Raw genomic sequence first — 20046 nt, forward strand, 5'->3', positions numbered from 1 at the left:
CAAAAAATAAACCTGAAATTGAAACTTCTGCCTTTTCTGCACTCATCAACTAGTACATAATTCCATTTCATCCGATTAATACTAATGAACACGTATGTATTTTTTTACTAGGGTCTGGTGGTTTAATGTTTTTTAGAAAGCGGCCAAAGCAACTAAACAAAATAAATTATGAAACGAAAGAAAGCTCTATTCTTGAGTTGCTAGAGAAGGCCAAACAATCCAGTGACTTTGAAACATTTTCACCAGTGGAAAAAAACGCCTTTCTCTCAATTAGTTATTATAAAACACTAGTGGATATGGATCTATTCAATCGTATATTTTTGAAGAATCTCAAAGAGAAGCTTGCATCAATTAAAAATCTTGCCGATTTAAAAAGCATTGTTCCAATCGATAGTATTCTAATTACACAGGATGTAAAGGAAGTAGAGAAAGGGCTTTATCACGGAGCGGCGGTAATCCACCTACACAATAACCTCCAAGAATGTGCCTTAGTTGGCTTATCCGACCCACGACTAGGGAAACGGGAAGTTAACGAAACTGAAAATGAATTTAGTGTTATCGGCCCGAAAATTGGCTTTATCGAAGACCTCAGTACCAACCTTCATTTGTTAAGAAGTCAATTGATTACATCCGACCTTATCTTTGAGGAATTTGAAGTGGGGACAAGATCCAAAACAAAAGTGGTTGTCGCCCATTTATCCGGGGTTACCAACCCTGATTATGTACAAACGGCAAGGCAGCGGATTCAAGACCTCGATATTGATGTTTTATACGATAATTCACAGTTGGAAGAATTGATTTCCGATTATTCCACTACACCATTTCCTTTGTTTATTAATACAGAGAGGGTAGACAGAACCATTTACTCATTAATAAGAGGAAATGTCGTTATATTGACAGACAATTCCTGTTACGCCCTAATAGGACCTGCAGCACTTATGAACTTTTTTTCCACTCCTGAGGACTTTTATCTTCCTTGGGTGGTGGCATCTTTTTTTAGAATCATTCGGATTTTTGGTATGTTATTTTCTATCTTTGTCACTTCGTTTTATGTAGCCATCCTTACCTATCATTTTGAAATTGTCCCGAAGGACCTATTAGGGCCAATCATCTTTTCAAGAGCCAATGTTCCATTTCCCCCAGTAGTAGAGGTGCTATTTTTGGAAATCACCATCGAACTGCTCCGGGAAGCAGGGGCACGGCTTCCGACCAAAATCGGGCAAACCCTAGGTATTGTCGGTGGTATTGTAATTGGTCAGGCAACAGTGCAAGCTGCGTTAACAAGTAATATCTTATTGATTCTGGTAGCATTGGGAGCATTATCTTCCTTTACCACCCCTATCTACAAAATGTCAAATACGGTCCGACTTTTGCGTTATCCGTTTATTCTGCTAGCTGCGATTTGGGGGGGATTTGGCATCTATATCGGGGTTATTTTCTTGGTTACCCATTTACTTCGTCTTAAATCTTTGGGAAGTCCTTATTTGCTACCGTTGTCTCCATACCGTAAAGGCGGTTTATCCAATACGTTCATTAGAAAAAACGATTTTCATAAAGAAAAACGCAATAAATTTTTAAGAGCCCTTAGCCGTAAAAGGTTCAATCCAATAACAAACAAGGACCCGGAAGAGGGATTGAATTCAGAATAAAATTCATGAGAAAGAAAGATGACGATGAAAAAAAATGGCCATAAACAATACCTATTCCTGTTGCTACTTCTTTCTGTCAGTCTAGCCGGATGTTCCAGAACGAATATCATCGATCAATTAAGTATTATCCATGTGTATGGATTTGACTTGGACAAAGACGGGAATGTGGTTGGAACCGCATTGTATCCCATTCACTCCAAATCCAGGGGCGATGCGAGTATTCAATTCGTTGAAGAGAAAGCCCCAATCGGTCCATTGATTCCAGCGAGAATGGATCAACATACGATCATGCCAATTAAGCTGTCCAAAATCAGGGTTATTGTGTTTGGAAAAAAATTCGCGAAAACAGATACAAGTCAGCAAGTAAAGCGGTTTATCCTTACCCCCCAACTTGGGACAAATATTCAAATTGTCGTATCCGAACAATCCGCCAAGGAAGCACTTAAAGCCATTAAGAAAAGGGGGGAACTCACATTAGCTGACCAATTGAAACATAATATGATCCACCAGAACATGCCGGAAATGAACCTGCACGTTTTTTTAAACCACTTTTTTGGCGAAGGAATGGATGCTTACTTGCCAATGATTGCAGTGGAGAAAGACAGGATAAAGCTGGATGGGGTTGGAATTTTCAAAGATGCCAAGTTTAAACTTCAGTTAAACGAGAAACAGACATTCATATTTTCGATATTGGAAAATAAAAACACGGAAGGTATGTATAAAATTAAAACCACGGAAAACGGCAAGCCTGAAATAATAACTGTCAGTGGTTATAAGAGTAAAAACCGGTGGGAATTGGTCGATAATCATCCACAGCACTTAAAGCTAACTTTAAATCTTAAGTGGGTAGCCAATAGCTATCCAGACTGGATTGACATTGCAAATTCAGGTGACTTAAAAAAACTTGAAACCATTGTTGCAAAAGATATAAAAAAAGAGGTTGAGACCTTATTAAGAACTTTGCAAAAAAATGAAGTCGATCCTCTAGGGATTGGGAATATTGTGAGGGCACGAGACAGGAACTGGAAGGAAAAAACATTTTATGAAACATACCCAAAACTTCCAATCCATGTAAAAGTCAATGTAGAACTTCTTCATACTGGGCTAGAATCCTAAAAGTGGACAAGGTGATAAATGTGCAATCAGCAGTTAAAGAAAATTCAATGGTTTCACCTTATTTTCTCTTTTTCCTGATTCATGGCTCACAGGTAGGAATTAGTGTGTTAAATTTTCAATCAAGAATCAGTAAAGGAGCAGGACAGGATGCCTGGGTATCGGTATTGGCTGTCGGGCTTAGTCTGAACCTGATATTTTTCATGATGTTACACATTATGAAACATGCAAGCAACGGAGATATCATATCCTTCCATACCGATACATTCGGTAAATGGATTGGCGGGCTTCTTAATCTAGCTATGACCTTTACTTTTTTAGTTGCTGGTTTATTAGTGTCCCACTCGTTTATCGAACTTCTCCAGGTGTGGGTGTTTGATGGAATTCCAAGTTGGGAGTTTGCTCTTCTCATATGTTTGCTAAGCTATTATATTGTTTCCGGAGGATTTCGAATTTTAGCTGGAATTTCCTTTTGGGGCGTGGTGATTCCGTCATTTTTGATGCTTTCGTCGCTATACCTGTTCCATTATCGGGAAGTTTCGTATCTCATGCCAATTTTTAACCATGGAATAACGGAGTACTTTATTTCAGCAAAAGCATCCGCCACGATGTTTTTTGGATTTGAAACGGCCCTTGTGTATTTTCCTTTTATCAAGAATGGATCCCGGGCCACTAAATGGGGACATTTCGGATTATTATGTACAACGCTTGTGTACGTGGTCATTACATTGGTAACTTTTATGTTCTTTACTCAAGGAAAACTCAAGATTTTAACGTGGCCGACCTTGACCATGATCAAAATTATCGCTTTTCCTTTTTTGGAGCGCTTTGAGTTTATTTTTATCTTTACCTGGCTGTTTGTGATTCTTCCCGTTATTTGCATTTATTTATGGTCAGCGGTCCGCACTGTCAAACTGACATTTCCAAAACTTAAACCGACCTATGTCTTGTTCTTTTTCATTTGCTGTTACTTTTTTTACAGCAGTATATTGGAGGATATATATTATACAAAGCTTTTGATTAATATGATCCGATATAACGGCTTCATCTTTCTTTTTGGCTATATTCCCTTATTATTTATAATCAGCTTGATGAAGGTCTTGATAAAAAATAGAAAGCAGCAATCCAATTCATAGCGAGGGATGCTGCATCTATTTTTCATCGGTTTTTTATTAACTAACGGAATGTAATCGTAAATGATCAGAAATTAAGGCAATAAATTCTGCATTTGTCGGTTTTCCTTTTAATGGACTGACAGTATTGCCAAATACAAACTCTATTTGTTCGATACTCCCACGGTTCCATCCGACTTCGATGGCATGTCTGATCGCTCTTTCAACACGGCTAGCCGTCGTATGAAATTTCTCGGCAATGGCTGGATAGATGATTTTTGTGACGCCTCCCAATACTTCAACATTATGGAACACCATTTGGATGGCTTCCCGCAAAAATAAATACCCCTTTAAATTCGCCGGGATACCCACCGACCGCAACACATCGGTTACCCTTACTTCCAGGTTGTCATCCTGCTTGTCCTGTTTCAATCCCTTGTCTTTCACACTTGGGATATAGGAGTCCTTTTTATGGCAAATAGTCCGGATCGTTTCTGATAATTGGGTAAGCTCAAACGGCTTTAACAGAAAATACGATACTCCCAATTCGCTCGCTTTTTTGATGATATCGTCTTTGCCGAACGCAGTGAGCATCAATACTTTTGTATAAATATTTTCTTCATATAGTTGTTCTAGTAACGATAGACCATCGGAGTGAGGCATGACCAAATCCAGGATCACAATGTCAGGATTTTCATTTTTAATTAGTTCCATTCCATCAAAACCATTGTGGGCAATTCCAACTATTTTCATATCGGTTTGGGTTGAGAGGTACTCGTCCATTACTTCTGTTAATTGAATGTTATCATCAATAAGTCCAATTCTTATCATTTTTCAATTTCCCCCTTAAGAATTTCGGCACTTACTATTTTTCGGTAATTGCGAAAGGATGACAAGAAGTTTATTACAACATTTTTTTCATTTGCCGCCAATTCATAGGGGAAATTTGCATGTTCTTGTCGATATTATCGCTGCATTGTCAATATTACTAGACTTTAGAACTATAAATCTTTAGCCGAAAAAGACCGTCAACAATGAGACGGCCTTTTTGTATGTTGTTCTTATTAGCACAGTTTCGACCAAAGCCTGCTGGTCATCGCTTCCGAACCTTGTTCAATAATCGAGTAGGCGGCATTCGTAATCGCTTGTGCCAACGTTTCCCCGGTTCCGGTTACATCATTAAAGCAAACCTCAGATGCCCCTTTGTTGGTATAGGTGAAGCCGTATTCTTTCAGCCTTTCGACAATAAGCATCGCATGGTCAAGATTATGCTCAGGCTGAAACTCGTGCTCGTGGATGAAGATGCCCTTTTCAAAATCAAACCATTTATCCCACCTATTTAACTTCCAACCAAGTATTCTCCGTGCAATTGCGTCTACCTTATACAAATTATGAAGCCTCCTTTTTAATTGTTATATAACAATTAAGTTTATTTAAGAGAATTATATAACAGCTATCAGAAGATTTCCACCATTTTGAAAAAATATTTTGCAAAGATTGTTCGGAAGAGGCGAGCGCAGTCAACAAATCGTTTGATGCGGTGGACGTGTAATAAGTTTTTGTAAAAAAATAGGCTCTGTCCTCTTTTCAGGAGCAGAGCCTATTTTTATCATGTACCACAAAAAGTCCTATACGGCCGGTTGGTTTGGGCAGGCAGAGTACAGTACTCCTCCTGTTCCGGAGTGTAAGCATATGGAGTTGCCAGGACTTTAAGCAATCTCTCCATCACGGTTAAGTCACCTTCCTCGACAGCGGCTGTTAACGCTTCTTCCACTCGGTAGTTGCGAGGGATCACCGAAGGATTGGAGTTCTGCATCAATTGTTGAACGTCATTCTTTGATTGCTTCTGCCGCTCCAACCTTGCCTGCCAGCGCTCAAACCACTTTGTGAATTCCGGAGTACCAAACATGGCTGTGTCTTCCTGTTTTGACATGGTTAGGGCGCGAAAAGTGTTGGTATAGTCAGCACGATGCATTTTCATCATGTTGAGAAGATCTTCAATTAGCGCTCCATCCTCGGCCTCTTCATTAAAAATTCCCAACTTTGCCCGCATCCCCTCGAGCCAATTTGAGCGGTACTGCCCCATATAGTCTGAAATTTCATATTGGGCAATTTCTACTGCCTGCTCCTCGTTGTCATGCAGCAGCGGAAGCAAGGTTTCCGCGAATCGCGCCAGGTTCCAGCCGCCAATAGGCGGTTGATTCCCATAGGCATACCGGCCTTCCCGGTCAATTGAACTGAACACGGTCGCTGGGTCGTACGTATCCATAAACGCGCACGGTCCATAATCAATACTTTCGCCGCTAATTGCCATATTGTCGGTATTCATCACACCATGAATAAAACCAACTAGCTGCCATTTGGCAATCAAGGCAGCCTGCCGCTTGATGACTTCGCGAAGCAGGGCAAGGTAGCGGTGGTCATCTTTTTCAATTTCCGGATAATGGCGGTCGATTGTATAGTCAGCTAGTATCCGTAGGTCATCTACATTACCCTTCCCTGCAGCATACTGGAAGGTGCCGACACGGATATGGCTGGCGGCGACTCTTGTTAAAATCGCGCCGGGCAGTGTCGTTTCTCGATAAACCGGTTCACCGGTTGTCACCACCGCCAAACTGCGCGTGGTCGGGATCCCGAGTGCGTGCATCGCCTCACTGATGATGTACTCACGCAGCATCGGCCCAAGCGCGGCCCGGCCGTCGCCGCCGCGGGAAAATGGCGTCCTCCCCGCCCCTTTGAGTTGAATATCAAACCTTTCGCCGGAAGGGGTCATTTGCTCGCCAAGAAGAATGGCCCGTCCGTCTCCCAGCATTGTAAAATGGCCAAACTGGTGGCCGGCATAGGCTTGCGCCAGCGGCGAAGCCCCATCGGGAATAATGTTGCCGGCAAACACGGCGAGGCTGTCCTCCGTTTGCAATGCTTCTGCGTTCAGCCCCAGTGCCGCGGCTAGCGAGCCATTTAGGATGACTAGGTTCGGCTCGCTCACTGGCGTTGGTTTCGTGTCGGTAAAAAAAGCCTTCGGCAGCCGGGCATAACTATTATCAAAATTCCAGCCAGGTTTTGGTATGTTTTTTGTCATTGCCGTCCTCCTCTTTGAATGCTTCAATCCACTCCGTTTTGGGTTACGCGGATATATTGGGATTATCGCAGATATAATTATTTTTTCGCAGATATAAATTGATCTCCGCAGATATATTTCATTCTCCGCAGATATATCCTTTTTTTCGCGGATATATTTTGAAAGTTGATTTTTCAATGGAAAATTACCACACATTTGTTTCATTATATTCCATTTTTATAAAAAGAAGCCCCTTTTAGTGTCCGCACCAGCTGTTTTATTATGCAGAAGGCACTGCCTTCTCAGAAAAATAACCCGCCACGATACTGGCAGGTTATTGCTTTACATTATTCCCCGACTATCTTTGCGCCCTTCAGCATCTCGTCTGTTAACGTGATGCCTTGATCGGCAGCAGCCTTCTTGTTAATGAACAGCTTCAATTTTTCCGGGTAGCCGACTGGAATTTCAGCCGGTTTCTTTCCTTTTAAAATATCCACAGCCATTTTGCCGGTCGTGTAACCGAGAGCATGATAGTCAAGGCCATACGATGCGAATGCTCCTCGTTTAACGGAATCTCCCTCGCCGACAAAAGTCGGGATATCCTGGGCATTAGCCACCGTTAACACGGATTCAAGCGCGGAAACAACGGTATTATCCTTTGGAATGTAAAAAACATCGGCGCGTCCCACCAATGATTCAGCCGCCTGCTTGACTTCAGAACTTTGTGAAATTGTCGTTTCAACTGGCTCCAGCCCCTCCGCTTCCAAGGCTTTCTTGGCGTTTTTTACATTCACAACAGAGTTTGGTTCGCCATTATTATAAATGATTCCAACCTTCTTGGCATTTGGGATGAATTTTTTAATCGCGCCAATCGTGTTTTTAATCGCATCCGGATGTGTATCGGATGTGCCGGTTACGTTACCGCCCGGCTTCTCAATGCTTTGGACGAGCTGCGCTCCAACAGGGTCTGTAATGGCGGTGAACAGGATGGGAATCTCTTTTGTTGATTTTACCACCGACTGAGCACTTGCGGTGGCAATCGCCAAAATCAAATCATTCTTGTCGGCAACCAATTTTTGTGCAATCGATGCATTGTTGTTCATGTCACCTTGGGCGTTTTGGTAATCAAGCTTTAGGTTTTTTCCCTCTTCATAGCCAGCATCCTTTAAAGCAGCGATAAATCCTTCTCTGGCGGCATCAAGCGACGGATGCTCGACAATCTGGGTAATGCCCACTTTCACCGTTTTTTCTTGTTTCTCTCCGCCTGCTTCCATACTTCCTCCGCCACACGAGGAAAGCAGCAATAACATTCCGATTACAATTACAGCTAAACTCTTTTTCATCCCTGTCCCCCTGATTTTATTTAAGAAAATTAATAATATTCAGATTTTAACACATCTATGCGTTAAAGGACAAGCGTTACTTTGAAAAAAATAAAAGGATAGTTATAAAACCATCCTTTCATCAATGATCCCGGTGAACAATGTAATTCATTAAATGTTTGAGAAACGAGGTATTGTGCGGGATTTCCTCCAACACTTCGATGGCCAGGCAGTAATGGTCCCACATTGCTTTTCTCGCACCGTCTGGCCCCAACACCGATACGAATGTCGAATTGCTGTTTTCCTCATCCTTGCCAATAGCTTTTCCGAGCAGGTTGGCCTCGCCTTCCACATCAAGCAAGTCATCCTTTATTTGAAAAGCAATTCCGGCGTGGCGGGCGAATTTTTCCAAAGAGGTCTTTTCCGGCTCTGGCGCCTGAGCGAGAATAGCCGGCATGATGAGCGAGGCTTCGAAGGCAATCCCGGTTTTGTAGTAACTGATTAGATTCAGCTGGTCTAAAGACAGTTGCTTTCCTTTCGAATCCAAGTCCATTGCCTGGCCCTTGCACATATCCGCCGTCGCCCGGGCCGTATATTGAATCAATTTTACCACGGCCTTCGGGTCGAATTTTTCAAGTGAAGCCTGCTCCTCCACCGCCTTCTGGGTCAAAAACAGGCCGGTTAATTCCGCTATTGCTTCATTATATGATACGTGCAGTGTTGGCCGCCCCCTTCTCATGGACGCGTTATCCTGTGAAGGCAGGTCATCGAAAATCAGTGATGCTGTATGCATATATTCCAAGGAGCGAAGGAGCGGAACGATGGCTGACGGGTCCAATCCATATCCATCTACGGCCATAACCCAGGTCATGATCGGCCGAAGCCGTTTGCCATCGCCGTCCAGACTGGTGTTGGCGGCAGCCACGATTGGGTCCTCTAACAGGTTGCTTTTCGGAATTTTTAGGTGATTGTTGATTTGTTCCCGGACGGTTTCAATTTTATCGAAGAAATCCTTCTGCTCCTGGCGATCGGTTTGTAAAGATGTCACCATATGATCGCGCAGCAGTTTATCGAAAAAATCCACATCAACCGCCTGTACGACCATTTTTTGGACGAGGCGGTTGAAGTTGGCGATCCCGGCCGTCAACAGTTCCATCACTTCTTTATATTTCCGTATTCCCAACCGCTCCTTGGCTCGTTTTAATCCGTTGATAGCCCGGTCAAGAATCACTTCACAGGTCTTCGGGTCGGAGTTATACACGTTGTGAATTAATTTGGCAATCACCGCCCAGTAAAGCTCAAACGGGTTAATCAGGTCCGGACGTTGCTTGTGATATGTCATGTAATAGGTATACGGTGTGACGGCACTGTCCTCCATGTCCTTGAACATGTCGGCAAAATCGTCTGCCAATTGGTTGTAAATGCCATAATAAAAGGTTCGATTGTGAAAGCCCTCGTCCTCTGCCGTGCCGATAACCGACCGGGCGATTAGCCTTGATGAGGCGGATTTTAAAATAATCGGAATGTAAAGGTCTTCATTGGTGTAATGTTCATGGGTGAGCTCTTTTTCACGGTCAAGTTCCTGTGATTGAAAAAACACATAAGCCTGCTCGAAAAAGTGCTTTCTTGTGTCGGGTTGTTGTTGTACCTTAATGTATTCAAAGGCCTCGCGAAGTTCTGCGTGAATAAACTCGATGAGGCTGGCGTTTGCTCCCGTCCACTCCCCCAATTCCGGCACGGATTCAGTAATAAGCGTGGTCCGGATTAACTGGGAGTATTTCTTTTTTTCATTTGCTGTTAGGACATCTGAATCCAGAAGGTCGTCGATATAGGGATAGGTCAGACCATAGGCATAGCCGAGCCTGATTGCCTGGTCGAGCTTTTGGCTTCGTTCCTCAGGCGGGATAGTATCGCCCATCTCATCGAGCACATGCATGATGACTCCGGCAATGATTTTGATCAGCTTTCGCTGGGCATGGTCCGGCTCCATTCCCTCTGGGATATTTTCTGATACCCTTTTTAATTTGTTGAACAGCCAGATAACGGTGGTTTCAATGTTCTCCTCTTGGCCCCAGCGGTACAACCCGGCTATGCTGAACTTGTCCAAGTTTTTTGAGTCAGTCGTAAGTTGATTTTTTAAATTGCTTACGACTCTCTCAATCTCGCTTTTTGTTTCGGGTGAGTTTAGGTCTTTGCCGAGGTCTCGCATGTAAAGATAGGAAATGCTTCGATCAAGATAATTATCCAGTTTCCCCCTGTAATCCAGCCATTGGATATAAGTGTGATACCCTCTGGATTTGCGGTTTACCACCTTTTTGTTATCAAAGAAGGATAAGAGGGGATGGCGGATATGATTGTGCTTCCACAATTGGATGTCCTGTGTCAATACAGGTATATAGCTTTTTTGGATGACCTGGTCATAAAGTTCTTTAAAATATTCTGCCGCTTTGGATTCGGCCTGGCAATAGCAAGCCTCTTTCATTATGTCCCTATTCATTTAGAGCACAACCTCTGCTTAAGGTTTTATAGTTTGAGAGTATCATATATCTTCTTTTTAAAATATATAGTGCTGGAAAAATAACTTTATAACTTAATTGGGGTATAAAAAGGGGGTGTACTTTGTGGTGAGGCAGTTCGATTTTGTTCTCATAAGCACTCCATAATGACAAATCTAGCAAGGCTCCTCCCGGTTTTGTCCTCATACACCCTGCTTAAGGACAAAACCAGAGGGCTACCAGCAATTTTTGTCATATAAAGGACTATGCCTGCTTATTTATCTTCCCTTAACAGATACTCATTTCCGTCTTGGTCCTTGAATGAAAACATCGTGCCAAATGGCAGTCTTAACATTTCCCCTACTTGGACGCCATTTTGGTTCATTTTTTCATAGGCTGCTTCGATATCATTTGTACTGAAAAGAACAGATGGATGGGCAACCTTAGATGGTTGTTGCTGTTCCATTGCCGCCTTTGAATATAGCACTAAAGTGGTAAATTCGTTCTCGCTTGGTCCGACCTCTATCCATGAAAAATCCGGACCCATAGGCTGGTCCATTTTTAGAACAAATCCCATTTTATTAAGCCAGAAATCCTTTGCCTTCTCTTGGTCGTTTACATACACAGTCACTTTGCTAATCTTATTAATCATCTGTGAATCTCCTTTTCATTGGTGAAATACAAAATCAGTTTATCAATCAAAAATTCCAAATGCAATTTCCATCACCTGACTCCAATCGATAATGGTCGAATATTGCCGAGGAAATAATAAAAACTCCCTGTTTCACTTTTGGATGGCCGGTATTTTTATTTTCACTGTAAATTCTTGGTCTTTGTAGACAAAGTCTAAAAATCCTTGGCAGGCTTTCACCGTGTCATGAATCATTTTGGTTCCCAGTCCTTGGTGTTCCCCGCCTTTAGTGGTTTTTCCGTAGCTGTGGAACAACTCATCCAGGATGGCGGTTGGGATGGGAAGGCTGTTATTTTTACAGATTAACAGATACAAGCCGCTTCTTTTATAAAATTGCAGGGTAATCACGGCCTGCTCTTTCCGTTCCTTTTGCCACTCCTCACAAGCTTCAATACTGTTGGACAAAAGATTTCCGATTAGGGCAACCATCTGTCGATCGGATAGAGGAAATGTCGACAGCGGCAGGTCAAAATCGTAAACCATCTCAATCCCGGCTGCCTTAGCCCGCTTATACATTTGATGTAGAACGCCCGCCACACTTCCCCGCTCTCCCTTGATGGACAGGTTGGTTTCTTCGTAGTCATCGACCAAATCGTCCAAATAGGCTTTTGCCTCCGCCGCGTCTCCTTTTTCAAGCATGAAATGAACAGCGCTCACATGCTTCAAGAAATCATGCCGCTCACTGCGGACAACACGGAAGGTTTCATTTAACTGGGTTGCCTGCTCCTCCAGTTGTTTTACCGATAACTGCAAAGAAGCCAACTTTCCGGCGACCATCACCCTAATAATTTCAATCGCGATAAAAACGATAAACGGTACGAGATTTATCCATGAGGGCTTCATCGGTATGTATAGTAAAAGCAATAATAACTGAATCCCCCACAACAGACCATTCCACCTAAACCCTAACACGGTTAAATGGAGAATGATTATTCGATAAGAATAGAAAAGGAATGCCAGACCTCCCACATAGAAAGGTATTTTCCACGGCAAAGCCTGGATATGAATGATCCCTAGCACCACCACCATGATCCAATATAAAATCGACTTCAAGATCTTCCCGCCTTTAAAAATAATTTTCTTGTAAAAAGTCCACTTTTTCCTTTGTAATCATCGCTTGTTCTTCAATCCCCTCAAAAGTTACAATATAGGAATTTTTTGCGTACAGGGAAAAGTTCTTTACATAGTGAATGTTAATAATAAACGAACGATGCGAACGGATAAAATCACGTTCTCGCAGCTCTCCTTCTAATTCATTAAGAGTTTGATACGTTTTAATCGAACCCGACTTGGTATAAATCGTGGATGAACGACCGGATCTTTCGATAAAAATAATATCCTTCTTTTGAATAATATGGATATCGTTTTTCTGTTTTAAATATAGCCGCCCCGCAATCTCGGCCGACTTTGATTTTTCCTTCAACCGCTCAATTGAATGGATCAAACGGTCTTTTGTATAAGGCTTCATGATGTAATCATGGACATTCAACTCAAAAGCATGAACGGCATAACCGCTGTTTCCGGTCACAAAAATCACAGATATATCGAGAGCATGTGAATGGATAATATCCGCCAGCTCATAGCCCGATAAATTCGGCATCTCAATATCGGCAATCAGCAAATCAACCGTTTCTTTCTTAATCTGCTCATAAGCCTCTTCCGCCGAAGTGGTGGAAAAAACAATCTCTAAATCTGGTATAGCCGCAATAATTCCCGTTAATTTATCCAGGTCAATAACCCGATCATCAACCAGACCTACCTTCATAAGTACCCGCTCCAAATCGTAATCTTGCTTTATTTTACCATCTTTAATGAAAGATTTGGCATTTTCGCGACATAAAACGGACAATTCGCGACATAACTGCAGATTTCAACAAAGTTTCTTTGTATGATAAACACAGATAAACGAACAGAAGAGGTGGAAAAAACATGATTGAAATTCAAGGCGTCACGAAACAATTTAAAGATAAAAACAAATATGTAACGGCTTTAAAGCATGTATCTTTTTCCGTTAAGGAGGGGCAAGTGGTCGGATTGCTAGGTGAAAATGGTGCCGGGAAAACAACCTTGCTCCGGACAATCGCAACATTGCTTACACCTACAGATGGCGCGGTCTCAGTCGCCGGTTATGATACGATTAAAAACCCAAATGAAGTCAAGAAGAAAATTGGGGTCCTATTTGGCGGCGAAACAGGATTATACGACCGCCTGACAGCCCGCGAAAACCTCGAGTATTTTTCCGGACTATACGGCTTAAGCAAGCATGAAACAAAGGTGCGAATAGACGACTTATCAAAAATGTTTGGAATGAGAGATTATTTGAACCGTAAAGTCTCTGGTTTTTCAAAAGGGATGCGCCAAAAAGTAGCCATTGCAAGGACGTTGATTCATAATCCGGACATAATTTTGTTTGATGAACCAACTACAGGGCTCGATATTACCTCCTCCAATGTGTTCCGTCAGCTCGTTCATCAGCTAAAGCGGGACGGCAAAACGATTATTTTTTCCAGCCATATCATGGAGGAAGTGTCGATGCTATGTGATTCTGTTGCGATGATGCACAAAGGAGAGCTTGTCTATCAAGGGGATCTTGAGACCTTATATAAATCAGAAGGAAGCCGCGATTTGAACTATATTTTCATGAGTAAACTTGTAAGGGGGAACGAACACTATGCTTCTTAAAATCTATTTAAAGGAAATAAAAGATTGCTTCCGCGACCGCAGGACACTGCTGCTGACCGTACTTTTGCCAGTTATTATGATGACTGGATTAACTTTCTTTTATGAAAAAATGGTTTCTGACGGAGAAGAAGAATCCTATAAACTTGCGGTGAATAACGCTGTTGCACAAGACGCTGATGCCATTTTTGCAGGCTTTAAAAATATTGAAATCGTTAAAACGGCCAATCCGGAGAAAGTGCTGAAAAAGGGTGAGGCCCAAGCAGCATTGATGATGGATGCGGATTTTAATCAAAAAATTGCCGGCGGAGAAAAGGTGGACGTTAAGATTGTCGGTGACTCTTTCAGCCAAAAGTCTTCCAATTTGATGTCGTTTGTACAGAATGCATTTGCCGCCTATGAAAAATCAATTATCTCTGAACGATTGCAAACGAACGGGACGAATCCGGAATTAGTCGAACCTTTCCACATTGTTCAAAATGAGGTATCTGGTGAAAACAATAATGCCAGCTTGCTTGCCATGTTGATTCCGTTAATCCTGGCGATTGCGATTGGGGTCGGTGCTGGCCCTGCTGCAGCCGATCTGTTTGCAGGTGAAAAAGAGAAAAAGACGATGGAAGCGTTATTAATGACACCCGTCAACCGCTCAACCTTATTGGTGGCCAAATGGCTAACCATTACCACTGTCGGTGCGGTCACCGGAATGGTTACGCTGCTGGTCGTCGCTCTTGAGATTACATTCCTGACGGAAAATCTTAAAAAATCCATTTCTTTTGGCGACAACGCCTCCCTCGTTGTAACGATTGCGGTTCTTATCTCGATTATTTACGCCATGTTTACTGCTTCGCTCCTTATGCTGACGAGCGTGGTTGGCAAGACCGTCAAAGAGGCGCAAAGCTACAGCACACCTGTGATGATGCTGGCCATGTTCCCTGCGATGATTCTTTCAAGTGTCGGGATTAATGAACTGTCATTCAAGCATTTTGCGATTCCTATTATGAATCTATTCAGTCTTTTAAAAGAATTGGTATTTGGCGTAATTGATTACGAACACATCTTAATCACCATCGCAAGCAATCTAATCTGTATGATTGTATTGTTCATCATCGGAAGAATCCTATTTATGAAAGATAAATGGGTGATGAACTAGGAGTAAGTAAGGGACGGCCCTTGTACTTAGTACGTAGGCCGTCCCCTGTTCATTTTCCCCATGAATACCCGCAGCAGGCGGCAAGTATGCAGGTTAGGTACATGGCGGTGCCGTATAGGAAGAAGCGGATGTGTTTATTACTTCGGTTTAGTTGCAGCAGTTCATAATTAAAAGTGGAGAAGGTGGTGAATGAAGCCAAGAAACCTATGGTGAGAAAGCTTAGTTGTTCGTTCGTAAAATTATTTCTTCCATAAATAAATCCTGCAGCGAGGGACCCCAGGACATTGATTATAAAAGTGGCGGTTGGAATCGAAAGGATTGTCCACTTTGAAAAAAGATTACTCAGATAATAGCGAGATATGGCTCCACAAAAGCCACCCGCTCCAATAATTAAAAGAAATTTCATCATAGGTTAGCGGGACCCTTTCTCCATTTTATTTGCCACTGCATGTCCGAGCGAAACAAACAAATAACCGCCAGTAATCGTTAGCAGCAGGTAAATGGAACTGGTTTTCAAACCCCAATCGAGAAAAAGTTCCAAAACTTTCACACTAAATGTAGAAAAAGTAGTAAACGAACCCATGAAGCCTGCAACAAATCCAGTTCGAATCATAGGAGAAATACTCTCAACCTTTAACGATAAAAAAAAGCCAATCATAAAACAGCCTATTAGATTGGCGAACAGGATTCCCGAGGAAGGAGGAAGAGAAGAATTCAAAAGCATCTGGTCCATAAAATACCGTAACAATGTACCAAGGATTCCTCCCATACCTACCACAATATATACCATTCTCATCACTTCTTTTTTCTACTACTATATTCTCTTCTTTTATAAAATTGCTTACAAATTTCAGTTCGACGGAAGTTTGTCGCTAATCTCGGTCAATATTAAACCATTCCTCTTCCCACTCATCTTCTTCCCATTCACTGCACCATTGATAATTTCTTTTTGCAAAGGTTAGAATATAATTTCGTAACATTTGATGACGAACAAGTTTTTGCTCATCTGTTAACGCCCCAGCCCAGGCATACGTTTCAATCAATTCATAATAATCCTGATAAATACGGTTATAGATTTGATCGAGGTGTTTCTTTTGTTCTTCCGTATACTGAATAGCTTTTGTACAGTCTAAATCATCATCCAAATTCTCAGGCTTTAGCTCTGGTTCCACTACTTTTTTCTTTTGCTGTTTTTTTGCAGCCGCTTTTTTTTCGCTTATGATAGTGGCTTTTTCTTTAACTTCATCCCTGTCTGTAAAGGCCTTGGTCAAGGTTTTGGGAACTTCAGCAAAGCTAATTCCTTTAGGTACCATGTAGAAAAGAAACAAGAATAAAATGAATCCCATTTTTTTCATCATCGGTTTTCTCCTTGTTTACAAATATGTAAAGTTGCATATCAAATGACATGCAACTTTTTCCCATTATTTAATCATCGTAGCGGTCATCATCATGGCCATCATCATCATCATCATCATCATGGCCATCTTCATCATGTCCATGGTCATCATCGTGTCCACCGTCATCGCCATCCCGAGACCCTTCTCGTTCTACTTCCAGTACTTTACCGGTATTGGCGTCTATTTCCACCTCGTATGTACCGTCAGAGCTTTTGACAATAACCTCGTAATGTTTCCTTCCATCATCCTCTTCCAACTTGACTGAGACTACTTTCCCTTTCACCTTACCCAAAGCAATTTCTTTTGCTTGTTTCTCTGAGATTTGGGAATTTTGCATAAGTTGCTCAGCCTTGGCAAGTCCCCCTTGTAAATAGGCACTAAACCCGAAAGGAATCAGAAAGGCCAGTAAACAGATTAACTTTTTCAATCACTATCACTCCTTTTAGTTTTTTATATTTTGTGCCATAAAAGTTATCTTATTCGCGGCTCTTTTTCTCCCTAAAAAAATCTTGGGAATAACAGAGACAAACTGGGACAAAGCCGTTACATTTCACGTATCGATCGAACACTATGTAGTATGAAGGACTATCGGACAGGGGGGATAAAGGATGGGATAACCCGTTTCTTCAATCCAAAGAAAATAAAAGATTGGTATCTGAACAAAAGATTTCATCCAGCTAGGCAATTGGAAGAAGGGTATATACATTGGGGACTTGGAATTGAGGCTCCATTTTTTTTAAGCGACAAATTTTCCGTTGAAAATAACTCCGTTGCCATTGTTGGGTCACAATCCACGCATAATCATTCATGGCCTATTAAATATTCCATTGTAAAAATAAGCAAACTGGGAACGATGGTTAAATACCTTAATAGTGTCATCATATACGGGGACCATGTCGATGAAGAATTTCATCATATTTTTCATCTCGCCAACGGATCTGACTACCAGTTGTTAATTTTCAACAATTATCATTACCACTCCATCGGGAGGGTTCGTTTCATTCAAGATTAGTAGGGAAACAACCTATATTTGAAAGTCTATTGGATTTGCCCACTACCGCTAGACAACTCCGGCATACCTTAAACTAATCGAACAAGGAGTTGAAAAGGAATGTTTAGTTTAACCAGCTTTGAAATTAGTCATTTTCTATTAGCAATGGGATGTTTGCTTGCTATGGCTCACTTATTAGGGTATCTAGCTGAACGTATTTATATTCCTCGCGTCATTGGAGAAGTTGCTGCCGGTTTAGTTCTAGGGCCAACGCTACTGGGACACTTATTCCCTGATGCATTTAAATGGCTGTTTCTTGGATTCGAGACTGAACACAAATTATTTGGACTTTTATACCAATTGGGCTTATTAATGTTAATGTTCTGTTCGGGTCTAAAATTTCAAACTAAATTTAACCGGGATGATATAAAGATGACATCAGCTTTAGTAATTGGTGCCACAATTCCGGCTTTTATTGTCGGTTGGTTTGCTGCTGATGTGTTTAATATTTCCCCCTATCTGGGAACAGCTAATAATCCATTAGCGATGAAAATAGTCATAGCCATTTCTATCGCAATCACTTCAATACCAGTAATCTCCAAAATTTTCAATGACCTGGGGATTATGCATACAAGATTTGCAAAAATTGTCATAGCCTGTGCAGGAATTCATGATATTCTGCTCTGGGTTGCGCTAGGTTTTGCCACTGCCATTGCCAGTAATGGAGCTGGTTTTTCCTCCGGCATAGCCTTAAAAAGTATCGGAGTATCGTTCGGATTTATTGTAGGGACCTTTATTGTCGGGTATTTTTTATTTAAACACTTAACCATTATTAAGCAAAATATATTATTTCGCTCCTCTAACTTAGGATATTTTTTGTTTATTATGTTTATTCTTGCCTCTTTAGCAGGCAATCTTCATGTCGAAACGATTTTCGGAGCACTAATTGCAGGAATTATTGCCAAAGTGGCTTTACCAAAAGCGGTATCTGAACGTCTGGAGCAAGGGGTCAGCAATATTTCTTTTTCTTGGTTTATCCCAATCTATTTTGCAACAGTAGGATTGCAACTAGACCTTGTCCGGCACTTCAACCCCCTATTCTTCCTTGCTTACTTCCTGTTTGCTACCTTGACGCAGACATTGGCCGTTTACCTCACCTCACGTGCCATGAAACAGGATACATTGACCAGTTTCAATTTGGGAGTGGCGATTAATGACCGCGGTGGTCCCGGAATTGTCCTTTCCTCTGTTGCCTATGCAGCGGGAATCATTAATCAAGAATTTTTCGCCATCCTTGTTATGTTAGCACTGATCACTTCCTGGATCCCGGGAACATGGCTTCGGTTCATCGTAAACAAAGGATGGAGACTAATGCCCGGAGACGAAAACCTTATTCCCCAACCACGGTCAGACGGAAAAATCAAATCCTTCAACAAATCGGTGTAGATACATTCGGGACGGTTCTTGTGTCTCATTCTTTGAGACACAAGAACCGTCCCGCGTTTTACTCAAGTAAATAAGCCTTCAATTTACTAATATTTCGATCTGTTAGTCCGATCGCTTCTTTAAGATAGGAATCCATGCTTCCGTATCCCTTTTCCACTTCATCGTAAAAGGCATGCAGGTATTCGAGTCGGGCCTCAAACATGGCATCGAGCACGGCCTGGTCCACCTGCTTGCGGTTGTAAGACTCGAGTCCTGCAAAATGTGCCTTCATCCGGTCTAATGTGGTGTTCGTATACAAATAGTCCTCCTCAATGGCATCGCGTGAAACCCCAAGCGCACTGAGGATGAGCGTTGCCACAGCCCCTGTCCGGTCCTTCCCGGCCATGCAATGGAACAGCATCGGTGCCTGCGGTTCCTCCAGTAAAATCTCAAATACCTTGCGAAATGTCCCAGAATAGCTCACCATTTTTCGGTTCAAGTAAATTAATAACTCCCCGGGTTCGTTTAAGTTAGGACTATTTTCCCCCAGGTCGCTAACTTGACTTACGACATTTCTATCGGGATTGACTGGGATGTGATTCCATCTGGTATCAGTAAAAATCGGATCCGGATAACGCCCAATCTCATCCTCCCTGCGAAGATCACAGATATTTCTAATGCTGAGCCGGCCGATAAGCTCCATGTCCTTTTCCGTCAATTTGCTTAAATTCCCCGAACGAAAAAGCTGACCTCTTTTCACGCTGTACCCCTCAGGTGTTTGATAGCCCCCTAGGTCACGGAAGTTGAAACTTCCTTCCAAAATAATCTCACGATGGACACGATCCATGATTGCTCTCCCCCCTAACCAGCATTTCTTTTTAAAAATAATTATACCGTTTATGGCTCAACATTGCCTAGTTATACTGTAAGAATGTTACTTTCCAACCATATTATAGGCCGTAGA

General features: G+C 42.0%; 20 protein-coding genes. 7 read left to right on the forward strand and 13 right to left on the reverse strand.

The genetic code is table 11. The annotated features are described in order from the left end of the window. Positions 1–125: 125 nt before the first annotated feature. Genes M3234_RS07935 through M3234_RS07945 form a run of 3 tightly spaced genes read left to right on the forward strand, consistent with a single transcriptional unit; the run spans position 126 to position 3898 of the window. The gene (locus M3234_RS07935) at positions 126–1649 is read left to right on the forward strand and encodes a spore germination protein (protein ID WP_262304205.1); all 1524 of its coding nucleotides are present in this window, start codon (positions 126–128) and stop codon (positions 1647–1649) included. An 18-nt stretch (positions 1650–1667) separates the two neighbouring features. After that, positions 1668–2765: a Ger(x)C family spore germination protein gene (locus M3234_RS07940; protein ID WP_262304206.1), complete on the forward strand. Its 1098-nt coding sequence runs from the start codon at positions 1668–1670 to the stop codon at positions 2763–2765. A 20-nt stretch (positions 2766–2785) separates the two neighbouring features. Beyond that, a complete protein-coding gene (locus M3234_RS07945) occupies positions 2786–3898 on the forward strand; it encodes a GerAB/ArcD/ProY family transporter (protein ID WP_262304207.1) in 1113 nt (370 codons plus the stop codon). Between the two features lie 36 nt (positions 3899–3934). On the opposite strand, the gene spo0A is transcribed toward M3234_RS07945, so the two are convergent. From spo0A to M3234_RS07985, 8 genes are all read right to left on the reverse strand, one after another. Further along, positions 3935–4705 carry a sporulation transcription factor Spo0A gene (spo0A, locus tag M3234_RS07950; protein ID WP_262304208.1) on the reverse strand — a complete coding sequence of 257 codons (771 nt, stop codon included), beginning with the start codon at positions 4703–4705 and terminating at the stop codon, positions 3935–3937. 233 nt (positions 4706–4938) lie between these two features. After that, on the reverse strand, positions 4939–5262 hold the full coding sequence (locus tag M3234_RS07955; protein ID WP_262304209.1) for a BC1872 family protein: 324 nt from the start codon (positions 5260–5262) through the stop codon (positions 4939–4941). A 221-nt stretch (positions 5263–5483) separates the two neighbouring features. Beyond that, positions 5484–6953: a protein adenylyltransferase SelO gene (locus tag M3234_RS07960; protein WP_262304210.1), complete on the reverse strand. Its 1470-nt coding sequence runs from the start codon at positions 6951–6953 to the stop codon at positions 5484–5486. 326 nt (positions 6954–7279) lie between these two features. Beyond that, positions 7280–8275 carry an ABC transporter substrate-binding protein gene (locus M3234_RS07965; protein ID WP_262304211.1) on the reverse strand — a complete coding sequence of 332 codons (996 nt, stop codon included), beginning with the start codon at positions 8273–8275 and terminating at the stop codon, positions 7280–7282. 121 nt (positions 8276–8396) lie between these two features. Beyond that, positions 8397–10751: a polyprenyl synthetase family protein gene (locus tag M3234_RS07970; RefSeq protein WP_262304212.1), complete on the reverse strand. Its 2355-nt coding sequence runs from the start codon at positions 10749–10751 to the stop codon at positions 8397–8399. Between the two features lie 272 nt (positions 10752–11023). Continuing rightward, positions 11024–11401, reverse strand: a complete 378-nt coding sequence (locus M3234_RS07975; RefSeq protein WP_262304213.1) for a VOC family protein — start codon at positions 11399–11401, stop codon at positions 11024–11026. A 132-nt stretch (positions 11402–11533) separates the two neighbouring features. Further along, the gene (locus M3234_RS07980) at positions 11534–12493 is read right to left on the reverse strand and encodes a sensor histidine kinase (protein ID WP_262304214.1); all 960 of its coding nucleotides are present in this window, start codon (positions 12491–12493) and stop codon (positions 11534–11536) included. A gap of 13 nt (positions 12494–12506) precedes the next feature. Then, the gene (locus M3234_RS07985) at positions 12507–13205 is read right to left on the reverse strand and encodes a LytR/AlgR family response regulator transcription factor (RefSeq protein ID WP_262304215.1); all 699 of its coding nucleotides are present in this window, start codon (positions 13203–13205) and stop codon (positions 12507–12509) included. Between the two features lie 164 nt (positions 13206–13369). Here M3234_RS07985 and M3234_RS07990 point away from each other — a divergent pair, with 164 nt between their 5' ends. Continuing rightward, the gene (locus M3234_RS07990; protein ID WP_262304216.1) at positions 13370–14122 is read left to right on the forward strand and encodes an ATP-binding cassette domain-containing protein; all 753 of its coding nucleotides are present in this window, start codon (positions 13370–13372) and stop codon (positions 14120–14122) included. Beyond that, a complete protein-coding gene (locus M3234_RS07995; RefSeq protein ID WP_262304217.1) occupies positions 14112–15269 on the forward strand; it encodes an ABC transporter permease in 1158 nt (385 codons plus the stop codon). The genes M3234_RS07990 and M3234_RS07995 overlap by 11 nt, the downstream gene beginning before the upstream one ends. Positions 15270–15318: 49 nt before the next feature. Here the strand turns inward: M3234_RS07995 and M3234_RS08000 are convergent, their stop codons facing one another. From M3234_RS08000 to M3234_RS08015, 4 genes are all read right to left on the reverse strand, one after another. After that, positions 15319–15678 (reverse strand): fluoride efflux transporter FluC, encoded by a 360-nt coding sequence (locus M3234_RS08000; protein WP_262304218.1) that lies wholly within the window; start codon positions 15676–15678, stop codon positions 15319–15321. A 3-nt stretch (positions 15679–15681) separates the two neighbouring features. Then, the gene (locus tag M3234_RS08005) at positions 15682–16059 is read right to left on the reverse strand and encodes a fluoride efflux transporter FluC (protein WP_262304219.1); all 378 of its coding nucleotides are present in this window, start codon (positions 16057–16059) and stop codon (positions 15682–15684) included. 82 nt (positions 16060–16141) lie between these two features. Next, positions 16142–16627 carry a DUF2680 domain-containing protein gene (locus tag M3234_RS08010; RefSeq protein ID WP_262304220.1) on the reverse strand — a complete coding sequence of 162 codons (486 nt, stop codon included), beginning with the start codon at positions 16625–16627 and terminating at the stop codon, positions 16142–16144. A gap of 67 nt (positions 16628–16694) precedes the next feature. After that, positions 16695–17093 (reverse strand): PepSY domain-containing protein, encoded by a 399-nt coding sequence (locus tag M3234_RS08015; protein WP_262304221.1) that lies wholly within the window; start codon positions 17091–17093, stop codon positions 16695–16697. 150 nt (positions 17094–17243) lie between these two features. On the opposite strand from M3234_RS08015, the gene M3234_RS08020 reads away from it, so the two are divergent. Then, positions 17244–17678: a hypothetical protein gene (locus M3234_RS08020; RefSeq protein WP_262304222.1), complete on the forward strand. Its 435-nt coding sequence runs from the start codon at positions 17244–17246 to the stop codon at positions 17676–17678. Positions 17679–17777: 99 nt separating this feature from the next. Next, a complete protein-coding gene (locus M3234_RS08025) occupies positions 17778–19103 on the forward strand; it encodes a cation:proton antiporter (protein ID WP_262304223.1) in 1326 nt (441 codons plus the stop codon). Between the two features lie 58 nt (positions 19104–19161). Here the strand turns inward: M3234_RS08025 and M3234_RS08030 are convergent, their stop codons facing one another. Next, entirely contained in the window at positions 19162–19929 is a 768-nt protein-coding gene (locus M3234_RS08030) for a tyrosine-protein phosphatase (RefSeq protein WP_262304224.1), read from the reverse strand. Positions 19930–20046 lie beyond the last annotated feature (117 nt).

This window comes from Neobacillus niacini (assembly GCF_023715785.1).
In the GTDB taxonomy this organism is placed as follows: Bacteria; Bacillota; Bacilli; order Bacillales; family Cytobacillaceae; genus Neobacillus; species Neobacillus niacini_E.